This window comes from Ciceribacter sp. T2.26MG-112.2 (genome assembly GCF_900492205.1).
Lineage (GTDB): Bacteria > Pseudomonadota > Alphaproteobacteria > Rhizobiales > Rhizobiaceae > Allorhizobium > Allorhizobium naphthalenivorans_A.
Genome location: NZ_UEYQ01000003.1, coordinates 49,835 through 62,757 on the forward strand (window position 1 = coordinate 49,835; position 12,923 = coordinate 62,757).

General features: G+C 64.6%; 10 protein-coding genes. 4 read left to right on the top strand and 6 right to left on the bottom strand.

Annotated features, from left to right (window positions below; translation table 11 throughout):
• Window positions 1-39 precede the first annotated feature (39 nt).
• Window positions 40-1,089 (top strand): GlxA family transcriptional regulator, encoded by a 1,050-nt coding sequence (locus DYZ14_RS05925; RefSeq protein ID WP_154719846.1) that lies wholly within the window; start codon window positions 40-42, stop codon window positions 1,087-1,089.
• Between the two features lie 39 nt (window positions 1,090-1,128).
• Here DYZ14_RS05925 and DYZ14_RS05930 read toward each other — a convergent pair whose 3' ends face one another.
• A complete protein-coding gene (locus DYZ14_RS05930) occupies window positions 1,129-3,468 on the bottom strand; it encodes a PAS domain-containing sensor histidine kinase (RefSeq protein WP_154719847.1) in 2,340 nt (779 codons plus the stop codon).
• 244 nt (window positions 3,469-3,712) lie between these two features.
• On the opposite strand from DYZ14_RS05930, the gene DYZ14_RS05935 reads away from it, so the two are divergent.
• Window positions 3,713-4,705: a DUF4344 domain-containing metallopeptidase gene (locus DYZ14_RS05935; RefSeq protein ID WP_154719848.1), complete on the top strand. Its 993-nt coding sequence runs from the start codon at window positions 3,713-3,715 to the stop codon at window positions 4,703-4,705.
• A gap of 103 nt (window positions 4,706-4,808) precedes the next feature.
• Here DYZ14_RS05935 and pepN read toward each other — a convergent pair whose 3' ends face one another.
• Together pepN and DYZ14_RS24555 are read right to left on the bottom strand one after the other, a co-directional pair.
• Entirely contained in the window at window positions 4,809-7,457 is a 2,649-nt protein-coding gene (gene pepN / locus DYZ14_RS05940) for an aminopeptidase N (protein ID WP_154719849.1), read from the bottom strand.
• 258 nt (window positions 7,458-7,715) lie between these two features.
• A complete protein-coding gene (locus DYZ14_RS24555; protein WP_154719850.1) occupies window positions 7,716-8,825 on the bottom strand; it encodes a methyl-accepting chemotaxis protein in 1,110 nt (369 codons plus the stop codon).
• 373 nt (window positions 8,826-9,198) lie between these two features.
• Here DYZ14_RS24555 and DYZ14_RS05950 point away from each other — a divergent pair, with 373 nt between their 5' ends.
• A complete protein-coding gene (locus tag DYZ14_RS05950; RefSeq protein WP_154719851.1) occupies window positions 9,199-10,137 on the top strand; it encodes a DMT family transporter in 939 nt (312 codons plus the stop codon).
• A 257-nt stretch (window positions 10,138-10,394) separates the two neighbouring features.
• Entirely contained in the window at window positions 10,395-11,303 is a 909-nt protein-coding gene (locus DYZ14_RS05955; protein WP_154719852.1) for a hypothetical protein, read from the top strand.
• 30 nt (window positions 11,304-11,333) lie between these two features.
• Here DYZ14_RS05955 and DYZ14_RS05960 read toward each other — a convergent pair whose 3' ends face one another.
• From DYZ14_RS05960 to DYZ14_RS05970, 3 genes are all read right to left on the bottom strand, one after another.
• Entirely contained in the window at window positions 11,334-11,492 is a 159-nt protein-coding gene (locus DYZ14_RS05960; RefSeq protein ID WP_154719853.1) for a hypothetical protein, read from the bottom strand.
• Window positions 11,493-11,624: 132 nt separating this feature from the next.
• Window positions 11,625-11,816, bottom strand: coding sequence for a hypothetical protein (locus tag DYZ14_RS05965; RefSeq protein ID WP_154719854.1), 192 nt, complete (start codon window positions 11,814-11,816; stop codon window positions 11,625-11,627).
• Between the two features lie 172 nt (window positions 11,817-11,988).
• Complete coding sequence (locus DYZ14_RS05970; protein ID WP_154719855.1) at window positions 11,989-12,861, bottom strand: uracil-DNA glycosylase; 873 nt, start codon at window positions 12,859-12,861, stop codon at window positions 11,989-11,991.
• Window positions 12,862-12,923: the final 62 nt, after the last annotated feature.

Here is a 12,923-nt window from a genome sequence, read left to right on the forward strand (position 1 = left end):
CGGGTTATCTTTGCCGCTCAGCATCCGGGAGGAGGGGAGATGCCGGTTGAGCCTGACCAGACGGGATATGCGCCGCTGCATGTGAGCCTTGTCGCCAATCCGGAGGCCGGGATATCGACGCTTACCGGCATGTTCGACGTGATGAGCGCCTTCGCCATCCTGCCGACACCGGGACGTGCTCCGGACCAGGCACCGCCGTTCCGGGTCGAGATCGTCGGCCTCCAAACAGGCCCGCTGCAACTTGCGAGCCGCGTGCCGATCACCGTCCAGCGCAGCATTGCCGAGCTTGCCACCACGGATATCGTCATCGTGCCCTCCGTCGTCGTGGGCCCCGGCGGCTGGGCGAAGGGGCGACACCCGGAACTGGTCGAATGGCTGCGCGCCATGCATCGCCGCGGGGCGCTCTTGTGCTCGGCCTGCTCCGGCTTATTCCTGCTGGCAGAGACCGGGCTCTTCGACGGCGTCGATGCCACGGTGCATTTCGACTACGCCAAGGCCTTCTCTGCCGCGTTCCCCGAGGTGCGCGTACATCCGGAGAAGGTGCTGGTCGTGGCCGGCGAGCGGGATGAACTGATTACCTCGGGTGCTTCCATGACGTGGCACGACCTGGCGCTCTACCTGATCGGCCGCCATGCCGGAGCGACGGCTGCCCAGGCGGTCGCACGCTTCTTCGCCCTGCAATGGCACCAGGACGGACTTGCGCCCTATATGGTCTTTGCGGGGCGAATGGATCATGGCGACCAGGTGATCAGTGTCGCGCAGGATTGGCTCGCCACGCATTTCTCGGTCGTCGATCCCCTCGGCGAGATGGTCCGGCTGACCGGTCTGTCGGAACGCACCTTCAAGCGGCGTTTCACCACTGCCACGGGCCTCGCGCCGCTTGCCTATGTGCAGCGACTGAGGGTGGAGGATGCCAAACGCCGGCTGGAACGGACCGAGGCTCCGGTGGACGAGATCAGTTGGCAGGTCGGTTATGAGGAACCGGCCTTCTTTCGCCGGCTCTTCAAGCGTCTGACGGGCCTGACGCCCGGCGCCTATCGAAGGCGCTTCAAGGTTCCAGACTTTGCCCGCCCGAGGGGCAGGGCCTGAACGGTGTCGGGACGCATCCTGGGCAATCCCGCTCTATTCTCACGCCCGCTTGCGGGCCGTCTCGATCACCAGGACGTCCGGGATGCGGACCGAAACCACGGTCCCCTTGCCCTCGCAGGAGCGGATCCGAAGGTTGCCGCCATGCAGGTTGACCAGCGAGCGGGAGATGGCAAGGCCAAGGCCCGAGCCGCCATTGCTCTTGGCATACTGGCTCTGCACCTGCTCGAAGGGCTGGCCGATCTTGCCAAGCGCTGACTTGGGAATGCCGATGCCGGTATCGGCGATGGTGATCGCCAACTGATCGCCGATCTTGCGGGCGCGAACGGCGACCCGCCCGCCCGGCTCGGTGAACTTGACGGCATTCGACAGGATGTTGAGCAGGATCTGTTTCATCGAGCGCCGGTCGGCGGTCATGGAAAGCCCGGACGTGATGCGCTGTTCGATGCGGACATTCTTCTCCTCGGCGGGAATGGCGGTCAGGCGCAGGCTTTCTTCGATCAGCGCGTCGAGGTCGATATTCTCGCAGCGAAGCTTCATCTGCCCCGCCTCGATTTTCGACATGTCGAGAATATCGTTGATGACGTTGAGCAGGTGCTTGCCGCTCTCGTGGATGTCGCGGGCATATTCGGAATATTTCGGCGAGCCGATCGGCCCGAACATGCCGGCGAGCAAGATCTCGGAGAAGCCGAGAATGGCATTGAGCGGCGTGCGCAGTTCGTGGCTCATATTGGCGAGGAATTCCGATTTCGCCTTGTTGGCGGCCTCGGCGCGCTCCTTCTCCGCCTGGTAATTGGCATTGGCGACCGAAAGTGCGGCCTTCTGAAGCTCCAGCTTCCTCTGCGACGAGGAGAGGTCGCCGATATTGGCCATCAGCCGGCGTTCCTGTTCGCGCAGGCGCTCCTGGTGGCGCTTCAAGAGGGTGATGTCGGTGCCGACGGAGACGAGGCCTCCGTCGCGGGTGCGACGCTCGTTGATCTGCAGCCAGCGTTCGTCGGCGAGCTGCACCTCGGTGGTGCGCGACGAGCCGCTCTGGTCGGGATCGGCGACGCGGCGCTGGATGATCGGCCGCTGGGCGGCGGCCTGAACCACGGCGCGCTCGGTACCGGGCACGAGGATGCTGTCCGGCAGGCCGTAGACGTGCTGGAAATGGCCGTTGCACATGACCAGGCGGTCGTTCTTGTCCCACAGCACGAAGGCTTCCGACGTGCACTCGATCGCGTCGGCAAGGCGCTGGTCGGCCTCGGCATAGCGCTGGGCGAGGCGATGCTGCTCGGTGACGTCCATGGCGATGCCGATGACGTGCATGCAGCCGTTGTGGGAGCAGATGACCTGGGCGCGGGCCCGCATCCAGACATAATGGCCCTGGGCATGGCGCATACGGAAAATCTGGTCGATCTGCTTCGACTTGCCGCGGCCGACGGCGCGGGCGAGCGCAAAGAGATTGCCGTCGTCCGGATGCATCAGACGCGCCGCATCGGCAAAGGCCATCACCTCGCTCGACGGCGGAAGCCCCAGCATTTCGTACATCGAGCGCGACCAGAACAGCTTGCGGTTGGCGAGGTCGAAATCCCAAAGGCCGCAGCGGCCGCGCGACAGGGCCGCCTCGACCCGCATATTGCTTTCGAGGAAGATCTCGTCGGCGTCGCGGGCGCGCTTCACCTGCTGGAAATAAGCGTAGAGAATGACGCTGAGGATCAGCGATATGCCGGCGAACAGCGTGACGTTGAGGGCGATCTCGCTGCGGAAGAAGGCCATGCCCGGCTGCAGCGAATGGGCGGTGAGCAGGAGCGCGCCATCGGTGCCGATCGGGGTCAGCACGGCGAAATGGCGTTCTCCGCCAATGTCGGTCTCGATGCCGCCGCCCTCGGCGAAGCGGTGGATCGTGGCGACCTGCGGCAGCAGATTGGCGAGCGGCAGGCCGACATAGCCGGCACCGGCCGAAGACGAGGCGAAGATGCGGCCCGACGGATCGACCATCAGCACGAAGGCCTGGCCCACCAGGCGTTCATTCGGCAGCAGGGCCTGCAGGGCGGCTTGCGCCGCCGCGCGGTCGGCGGTGACAAACAGCGCTTCATGCCCGAGAAGGGCGGCCCTCGCGGTGGTGGCGACCAGCGCCGTGGTCTGGCGCACATTGTCTTCCAGGCGGCCGTGCTCGTTGATCATGCCGGCCAGTCGCGCCAGCGCCACGACGCACAGGAAGGCAAGGATGAGCACCGGGATCGACCGGCGCAATGCGGTCTCGATCCACCGGGACGGCCCCTTGTCGGGATTGTTCATGCCCGCGATGCGATCGCGCAGGCGGTTGAAAAATGCCACAATGACTGCAAAATTGAGTCGCAACCGCTCATCGGCTGCGGTTGCCCGCCGCACGTTCGACATTGTCCCTGCCTCGATCCCTCGCGTGATCCGAACCGCCGCTCGCCCGAATCTGACTCAATGAATCATCCGTGATTCGCCTTGTCCAGACGGGTTTGGTGAACAAAATCTTAAGCCCTTAATCCGAATCGGCTTTTTTTGTGCAGTCCGTGCCAAACGCTTGAATCTGATTGAAAACATCCCCCTCCGTCGCCTATCGATAGGGCCGCCGATCAATGCGGGCAGGGCCCGAAGGAGAGTTTCCGACATGGGTTCGACACCACTTCGCCGGTCACCGTCGCGGGCCGCGACGGCCCTTGCCGTCCTGGCCTTGCTGCTGGGCGCTCGGCCCGTCCTCGCCGTCGAGCCGAAGCCGCCGGAACTCTATGGCGAGATCACCGCGGAACAGGCCGCGGAAGCCGACCAGTTTGCCCTCAACAACGCCATCGCCACCGTCTTTCACGAGGCGGGCCACATGCTCATTTCGGAATTTTCGCTTCCCGTACTGGGCAAGGAGGAGGACGCGGTCGATGCGTTGGCGGTCCTGCTCCTGTTGGAAGCGGAAGACGAGGATTTCAACAGCGTGGTCGAGGATTGGGCCAATGTCTGGTTCCTCACTGCCGGCGCCAAGGAAGACGAGGAGGACATGGCGTTCTGGGACAGCCACGGTCTCGACGAGCAGCGCGCCTATTCGACCGTGTGCCTGATGGTCGGCAAGGACAAGAAACGGTTCCACGACTTCGCCCAATCCATCGAATACCCCGACTACCGCTTCGAGGAATGCCTTGTAGAATACCAGAGCCTGCTGCGAAGCTGGGAAAAGGTGCTCGGACCGCACGAGGCGGCCAAGGGCGACAAGACCGCGTTCAAGATCACCTATGCACCGACCAGGGACCCGCGGCTCGCCCATTTCCGCGAGCTGATCAAGACGGCGGGCGTCATGGAAATGGTCGCCGCGGCTTTTTCCGGCAGCTACAAGCTCAAGGACGGGATCAAGCTGACGGCGACCGAATGCGGCGAGGCCAATGCCTTCTGGAGCCCGGACGATCGGGAAATGACGCTGTGCTACGAGGATCTACTCAACAGCGCCGAGCTCGATGCGCAGTGGTATATCGACAATCCGGACGGGGAAGAGGATAGGAGCGAAGACGACACGGTCGAAGACGAGGAAGCGGTCGAAGACCGGGACGTCGGACAGCCGAGCCCGCCGCGTGAGCGCGATGCCGGGTCGCCCCGGGCCGGAGGGTCGCGCTCCGGCTGACGCCGCGTCCGCCGGAGAACCTCGCTCGACGCATGGGCTTGCCGGGGTGTGGCATGGCGTCCGGAACCGGTGAGCATCGATTCCGGACGTGATTTTAGAAAAGTCAGCCCTTCAACATCCGCTCGACGATGTCGGCGACGTCGGACGACAGCGACGGCGCGCGTTCGATGGTCATCAGCGCCTCGCGGGCCTGATCGGCGCGCACCGGCTCGAGCAGGCGCCAGGAGCGCAGGGCCGTCAACAGGCGGGCGGCAAGCTGCGGATTGCGCTTGTCGATCGCCAGGATCTCTTCGGCGAAGAAGTGATAGGCCTTGCCGTCCGGCCGGTTGAAGCCGGTCGGGTTGGCAAAGGCAAAAGTGCCGATCAGCGCGCGCACCCGGTTCGGGTTGGACGCGGTGAAATGCGGGTTCTGCATCAGGCGCATCACGCGGTCGAGTGCGCCTTCGCCCGGAATGGTCGCCTGGATCGAGAACCACTTGTCGAGCACCAGCGCATTGGCGGCGAAACGGCTCTCGAAGGATGAAAGCGCGGCATGGGTCTCGGTCGCATCCGGGAAGCGATGGGCGAGCACGGTCAGCGCCTGCGACAGGTCCGTCATGTTGTCGGCCTTGGCATAGGCTTCCGCCGCGCCGGCCGGACTGTTGTCGCTGAGCGCCAGGAAGCTGAGGGCGGCATTGCGCAGCGCTCGACGACCGGCACCGGCGGCATCGGGGCTGAACGGGGTCGATGCGGCAAGCCCGTCATAAAGGCTGCGGAACGTGGAAGCGCCGGCCGTGGCGATCGCGGACAGGATCGCCTGACGACCCTGGTGGATGGCGTCCGGGTCGTTGTTGGCGCCGAGCTCGCGGGCAATGTCGGATTCGCTCGGCAGCGCCAGAGCCTGGGCGCGGAAGGCCGGCTCGAGACTGTCGTCCGAGGCAATCGCCAGCAGCGCATCGCAAAGCGAGGCGTCGCATTCGACCGGCTTGCCACCCGCAGCTGCCTTGGCGGCGGCGGTGAGGTTGGGAAGGGCCAGATCGGTGATCGCCTGCCAGCGGGCGAAGAGATCGCTGTCATGGCGGGCAATATGGGCGAGGTCGTCGGTGGTCTGGGAAAAGTGCAGGTTCACCGGTGCGGAGAAGCCACGGTTGAGCGAAACGACCGGCCGCGCGCCGATGCCGGCGAACACGAAGGTCTGGCTGCGTTCGGTGAGGTGCAGGACGTCGCCGGTGACCTCGCCGCCGCTCACCGCGCTCGGTTGTGCTTCCGCGCCGTTTTCGCCGATCAGCGTAAACTTCAGCGGAATGTGCATGGGCTCCTTGGCCGTCTGGCCGGGGGTCGCGGGAACCATCTGCTCAAGCGAAAGCGAAAAGGTCTTGGCGCTCGCGTCGTAGGACGACGAGACGGTGATCTGCGGCGTGCCGGCCTGGTGGTACCAGAGCGAGAACTGGGTGAGATCGCGACCGCTCGCATCCTCGAAGCACTTGACGAAGTCCTCGACGGTGGCGGCGTCGCCGTCATGGCGCTCGAAATAGAGGTCCATGCCCTTCTTGAACCCGTCGCGACCAAGAATGGTCGCGATCATGCGGGTGACTTCCGAGCCCTTCTCGTAGACGGTCGTCGTGTAGAAATTGTTGATTTCGCGATACTTTGTCGGACGCACCGGATGAGCGAGCGGACCTGAATCCTCGGGGAACTGCTCCGAGCGCAGGTGCCGGACCTCGGCGATTCGCTTGACGGCGCGCGAGCGCTGGTCGGCGGAGAATTCGTGGTCGCGATAGACGGTCAGGCCTTCCTTCAGGCACAGCTGGAACCAGTCGCGGCAGGTGATGCGGTTGCCGGTCCAGTTGTGGAAGTACTCGTGGGCGATGATCGCCTCGATATTGGCATAGTCCTGGTCGGTTGCGGTCTCCGGGTCGGCCAGCACATATTTGTCGTTGAAGATGTTGAGACCCTTGTTCTCCATCGCCCCCATGTTGAAGTCGGAGACGGCGACGATCATGAAGATGTCGAGATCGTATTCGCGGCCGAACACTTCCTGGTCCCATTTCATCGAGCGCTTCAGCGCGTCCATGGCATAGGCCGCGCGGGCCTCCTTGCCATGCTCGACATAGATCTTCAGCGCCACCTCGCGCTCCGACATGGTGACGAAGGTATCCTCGACCACGCCGAGATCGCCGGCGACCAGGGCAAACAGATAGGACGGCTTCGGATGCGGGTCGAACCAGGCGGCGAAATGCTTGCCTTCGCCATAGCCGGCGCCGCCGAGGAAGTTGCCGTTGGATAAAAGCAGCGGGTTGGCGGCCTTGTCGGCGATGATGTTGACCGTATAGACGGCGAGCACGTCCGGGCGGTCGGGGAAGAAAGTGATGCGGCGGAAGCCTTCCGCCTCGCACTGGGTGCAGTAGATGCCGTTCGAGCGATAGAGGCCCATCAACTGGGTATTGGCCTCCGGATTGATCAGCGTGGTGATGGTGATCTCGAAGGGGACGCTTGCCGGCAGGTCGCGGATCGTCAGGCTGTCGGGCGTCTCGGTATAACGCTCGGGCGCAAGCTCGATCTGGTCGAACAGCAGGCCGGTCATCTTCAGCTCGTCCCCATCGAGCACCAGCGGGGCATTGGGGTCGGCACCTTCGCGGCGGTGGAAGATCAGACGCGCCTCAACCTTGGTCTCGGTCGGATCGAGTTCGAAGGTGAGATCCACGCGTTCCAGGACGAAGTCGGTGGGGCGGTAGTCTGCCAGATGGATGATCCGGCCGGTGTCTGTTCGCATTGTCTATCCTGATCTCGTCCGTGAGCCGCCTTGCGTGATCATGATAACCGAACATGCGCCTGCAAGGATGTGATTTCGTCGCAGATACTGACACACATTTCTGAACGATTGTTAAAAAGCCTAGAAATAAACCGTCTCTGTCGAGGGCGCGGACCTGAGCAATTCTATTCGCATTGCTGGATATGTGCTCGCGCTTGGCAGTAATAACCAAGACATGTGGCAGCGACTTCGCGCCTGCCGAAGCCTTGTTCAAAGCGCCTACCGGATGCCGAGCCGGGCGCGGATGGCATCTTCGTTTTCGGTCTGCTGGATGATGACGCCGTACCAGCCGAGCCCGTCATAATCCTCGTAGCCGAGCGTCCTGGCAAAGGCGACGATCGAGCCGGAATGGTCGTAATAGCTGCCGCGCATGGCCTGATCCGGGTTGGCGAGCGCGAAATGGGTGTAGCGTCGCGCCGGGTTGCTGGAGGCGATCACCCGCAGCGCTCCGTCCAGCAGCAGGACTTCCGTCTTCTCCGCCACTTGCGGCGGCAGATTGGCCTCCTTCTCGACGATCGCCTGGCCCTGCGCCTGCCAGTCGAAATAGACGCCGAGCGTCCCGACCAGCCGGCCGTCGGTCTGGCCGCCCTCGCGGATGCCGGTGGCATAGACCAGCACGTCGCGGTTGTCGTGCAGCGAGCTGGGCTTGACCTCGTCGACGATATAGTCGTCGCCGCTCGCGCAGTTCTTTGCGGCGACAAACCACGGATCGCCGGCAAGGTTGCGGTCTTTCAGGCCGCGTTGGAAGCGTGGATTGGCGGAGGCGACGACGCGGCCGCTCGAATCGGTCATCACCAGGTCGAGATAGACGGAATAGAAGCGGTTGATCACGCCGAGCCGCTCTGCGGCATAGGCGAGGCGCTCGGCGGTCGGATCGCCAAGCGCCTGCCAGAGCGCCGGATCGGTCGCCCACCAGCGCACATCGGCGGTGCGCTCGAACAGGTTGCGGACGATGAATTGCACCAGCGTCTGGGCAAGGTCGGTCAGCCGCACGCCTTCCATCTCGCCGACCAAGGCGTCGGCCATCTCCCGGCCCAGCCCGATGCGGCCAAGCACGTTTTCCTGGAAACGGGCGGCGATTTCGGCGGCACCCTGGGCTAGGCGCTGCACCTCGTGGGCCACGACCGCAAAACCTTTGCCGGTCTCGCCTGCGCGCGCCGCCTCGATCAGCGCATTGATGGCAAGCAGCCGGATCTGCCGGACGACATGGGTATTGTCGGCGCTGAACCGCTCGAGATCGACGCCGATCCCCTCGGTGACGACGCGCATGGAGCGCGGCGTGGCCGCATCGACGGTGGCGGGTTTCTGCTTCGGCGCGAGATCGGACATCGGAGATTCACCGCGGGCAAGTTGATCGCGCGTCCGGAGGTCGAGAGACGACCGAGCGGGCGAAGGCAATACAGGGATTGGTCTTTGAAGTATAATCCTTGACATTGGTTAATCATGTATAAATCCAAAAGTATATAAATCTGATTTGCTTGTTGTATCTGGTGGCATTATTTGTGCAATTGCCTATATTGCAGGCAGGGGTTGAGTGTTTGCCTACGCAACATGGCCTTGTCCGGGCGCCTTGGAAGTGCCACTCTGGCAAAACAGGATTCTGTCAAGCGCGCGAGCGCTGGCGTCTTCCTTTCCTCCGCTCCCTTCCCCGCGTCCCAGACATCGCCCCCAGACACCGCCTCCCAGATACCGAGTTCCGCCGATGGCCGTTGCCGCTACAAATCCGCTTCGCGGCATATTGATGAAAATTGCCTCCGTCACCGTCTTCGTCGGCATGCAGGCCTCGATCAAGCTGGCGGGCTCCGGCATGCCCTCCGGTCAGATTACCTTCTACCGCTCCGCCTTCGCCATCGTGCCGATCCTGGTCTATCTTGCGCTTCGCGGCGAACTGCGGTCCGCCTTCCAGACCAGCAATCCGTTGGGCCACCTGAAGCGGGGCCTGATCGGCGTCGCCGCCATGGGCGTCGGCTTTTACGGCCTGGTGCTTCTGCCGCTGCCGGATGCGATCGCCATCGGCTATGCCATGCCGCTTCTGGCGGTCGTCTTTGCCGCCCTCTTTCTCGGCGAGACGGTCAGGGCCTATCGCTGGACGGCGGTCTTCGTCGGCTTGATCGGGGTGATGATCATTTCCTGGCCGAAGCTGACGCTGTTCAGCCAGCAGGGCTTCGGCTCGACCGCGGCGACCGGCGCGCTGGCCGTGCTCGTCTCGGCCGGTCTCGGCGCGGCCGCCATGCTGCAGGTGCGCCAGCTTGTGCAGGAGGAAAAGACTGCGACCATCGTCCTGTTCTTCTCGCTCACCGCCTCGCTGCTCTCGGCCGTCACCTGGTTCTTCGGCTGGCAGGTGCTGAGCTGGGAGGCGCTGGGGCTGATGGCGCTGGCCGGTTTCTTCGGCGGGCTGGGCCAGATCCTGTTGACCGAGAGTTACCGCCATGCCGACGTCTCGACCGTGGCGCCGTTCGAATACACCTCGATCATCCTCGGCTCGGTCATCGCCTATCTGTTGTTCGACGAGGTGCCGACCCTGACCACCCTGGTCGGCGCGGCGATCGTCGTCGGGGCCGGGATCTTCATCATCTACCGCGAACACCGGCTCGGCCTGGAGCGCCGCGCCGCGCGCAAGGCGGCGACCCCGCAGGGCTGACCGCGGCGACAAGATCGGTCCCGTTTTACCGTTCCGGCTTTTCTTTTCTTGCGTCAGGGCGATAAAGATTGAAACAGGGGGAAGGTTGTGGCTAGTCTAGCGGGCGCCGCCGAGAGCAAACCCAACCCGATCGACGTAGAATTTCATGACCCTGGACTGCGAAATGACCCATCCGGACCGCACAGCGCGGCCGGGCGCCGACAGCCGGCCACGGTTGATGCGTGATCGATGCGTCAAGGCGAAGGGGAGGGCACGCCTTGGCGCTCTCGGCTGACCATCTCCGCTCCAGTCCCGCCTTTTGCGAGGCACTGCGCGTCTATGCGGGCGACCTGCAGGGCGAATATGACGGCAATCCGCGTCTGGCGCGGCTGCTTTCCTCGCACCAGCGCTGGCTGCTCAGCCAGTGCGCCTTCGCGCTGCATATCGAACATGATCCGGACGTGCCCGGATCGGGGCTGACGGCGTCGCGGCTGCGCGACATGATTACCGCCTCCAATGCCGCGAGCCGCAACACGGTCCTCAACTTCCTCGACCAGCTTCTCTCCTATCGCTTCATCCGCCTTGCCGATGAGGCGACGCGACGGCCGCGCCGCTTCGAGGCGACGGAAGTGACCCAGGCCGCGATGATGCGCTGGATCCTTGCCAATCTGGCGACGCTCGATCGGGTCGACGGCGGAAGCCGGGCCGAGACACTGGTGGCACGCCCGGAACTGTTCAAGCTGATCCAGCCCCAAGCGGCCCGGCGCTCGTTCGCGCACGACGGCTGGCGCGAACCGCCGCCGCGCGTGGCGATGTTCCTGTGGACGGAGGCCGGCGGCCTGGTGATGGACGAACTGGTGCGGCGCATAGAGGCAACCGATCCGGCGGCAGAGCGCTATGACGTCGGCCGGGTCGATGCCCGCGCCATGGCTGAGCATTTCATGATGTCGCGCACCCATCTGCAACGGCTGCTGCGCCGCGCCGTCGAGGCCGGGGGGCTGCAATGGCAGGACGAGGGCAAGAAGACCCATCTCTGGTTCATGGCCGACCTGCTGGAAGAATATTGCGGCTGGCAGGCGATCAAGTTCTCGATCATCGACGAGGCCTTCGACCATGCCTTGAGGCTGGTGGCTCCCGCCGAGACGCGCGAGGCCCCGGTTCAATTGCTGGCGAAGGTGGACGGCTGAGCCGTCCCGCCGCTTGCGCCCGGTAAGCCGTTACAGCGGGATGTGGCGGACCAGGGCGTTTTCGCCGCGCGCCGTGCGCCTGGAGCGTCCCGAAGCGGCCTGGCTATAGGCTTCCGAGGCATCGATGGCGCTTCCGATCTGGCTGACGGCCGCCTTGAGGCTGCGGAGCGGATGGAACATCGTGGTCATGGTGGTCTTCCTTTGCATTATCGACATGGCCTGGAAACGGCGAGAAGATGAACGTATGAAGCGGCTTGATGAGCTATGGCGTCGCCTCCATTGTGCGACGCACAAGGGCTGATAGCCCTCGCGGGGCCGGCGTCACGCCTCGCGGAAGTCGGCGAAAATGGTTGCCGGCCGCGTGATCATGCCGCGGCGGGCAAAAACCCGGGCGGTCAGTTGTTCGCAGGTGGCGGAGCCGAAGCGGTGATAGGGCTGGCCGCTGCGCAGCGGCTCGGCGGCAAGGCGCAGCGTCTCGAACTTGCAGTGCATGGGGCGGGCACGAACGGTCATGACCTTTGTTCCTTGTCTTGCGACTCCCCCCATGAGCGACTCAATATATCGCAGTGCAGCATGAACGATTCAAGCGCGCGCGGACGCGTTGCAGCCATGCGCAATACGCATGGTTCGGTCGCACGAATGTCACAAATGCCGAATTTTTGGACGAACTTCGTCTAAGGGCCGTTCAGCCCTCAGCGAGCCTGTGGGCGAAGGCCTGCAGGTCGCGCCAGGCGAGCGCCTTGCTGGCCGGCGCGGTCAACAGCTCCTGCGGATGCAGGGTGGCGATTGCCGGAACAGCATGATTGCCGCAGGCGATGTCGCGCCACTGGCCGCGCAGCGCGTGGATCGTGCCGGTCTCGTTGAAGAAGAACCGGGCGGTCAGGTTGCCGAACAAAAGCACGGCCTTCGGCTCGGCCAGTTCGACCTGCCGCTCGATGAACGGCCGGCAGATCGCCACCTCGGGCACGGACGGGGCGCGGTCGCCGGGCGGGCGCCAGGGGATCACCGTGGAGATCAGGACCGCCTCGCGCTTGAGGCCGATGGCGCCCAGCATGCGGTCGAGCAGGAGACCGGCGCGGCCGGAAAAGGCGACGCCCTCGCGGTCGTCGTCGGCGCTCGGCATCGGTCCGATCACCATGATGCGGCTTGACGGATCGCCGGCGGCAAAGATGGTCGAGCGGGCGCTGGTCTTCAGGTTGCAGCCGGCGAAACCCTCGAGCGCGGTTTTCAGCTCGGCCAGCGAACGGGCGCTTTCGGCGGCAAAGCGCGCCTCGGTGACGGCGTGCTCGTCGGGAATGGCCGGCAGGGCCGACGGGGCGGGGCCTCGCACCGGCGGCGGCGCCTCGGGCCGGGTGCGGCCGGAGGTCGTCTGCACGGTCTGGGCTTGCGCCATGGCGACGGCGGCCGGTGCCCGGACATTGCGCGCCGCGCGCTCGGCGGCAAATTCCGCGACCCGGTCGACCGGCTCGTCCTCCACCAGCCATTCGACGCCGGCATCCGCATGGAAATGCAGAAGGGCGGCCAGTTCGGCGGGCGTCATGTCGCGGGCTAGGATCATGTCCCCGTTCTAGTGCAGGGATCGGCGGAAGGAAACTGTTTCCTGCGGGGTGGACGGAAGCG

Coding starts and splice junctions, on each gene's coding strand:
- DYZ14_RS05970 (WP_154719855.1), bottom strand. CDS start 12,861: ATGATCCTAGCCCGCGACATGACGCCCGCCGAACTGGCCGCCCTTCTG.
- DYZ14_RS05925 (WP_154719846.1), top strand. CDS start 40: ATGCCGGTTGAGCCTGACCAGACGGGATATGCGCCGCTGCATGTGAGC.
- DYZ14_RS05935 (WP_154719848.1), top strand. CDS start 3,713: ATGGGTTCGACACCACTTCGCCGGTCACCGTCGCGGGCCGCGACGGCC.
- pepN (WP_154719849.1), bottom strand. CDS start 7,457: ATGCGAACAGACACCGGCCGGATCATCCATCTGGCAGACTACCGCCCC.
- DYZ14_RS05930 (WP_154719847.1), bottom strand. CDS start 3,468: ATGTCGAACGTGCGGCGGGCAACCGCAGCCGATGAGCGGTTGCGACTC.
- DYZ14_RS05960 (WP_154719853.1), bottom strand. CDS start 11,492: ATGACCACGATGTTCCATCCGCTCCGCAGCCTCAAGGCGGCCGTCAGC.
- DYZ14_RS05965 (WP_154719854.1), bottom strand. CDS start 11,816: ATGACCGTTCGTGCCCGCCCCATGCACTGCAAGTTCGAGACGCTGCGC.
- DYZ14_RS24555 (WP_154719850.1), bottom strand. CDS start 8,825: ATGTCCGATCTCGCGCCGAAGCAGAAACCCGCCACCGTCGATGCGGCC.
- DYZ14_RS05950 (WP_154719851.1), top strand. CDS start 9,199: ATGGCCGTTGCCGCTACAAATCCGCTTCGCGGCATATTGATGAAAATT.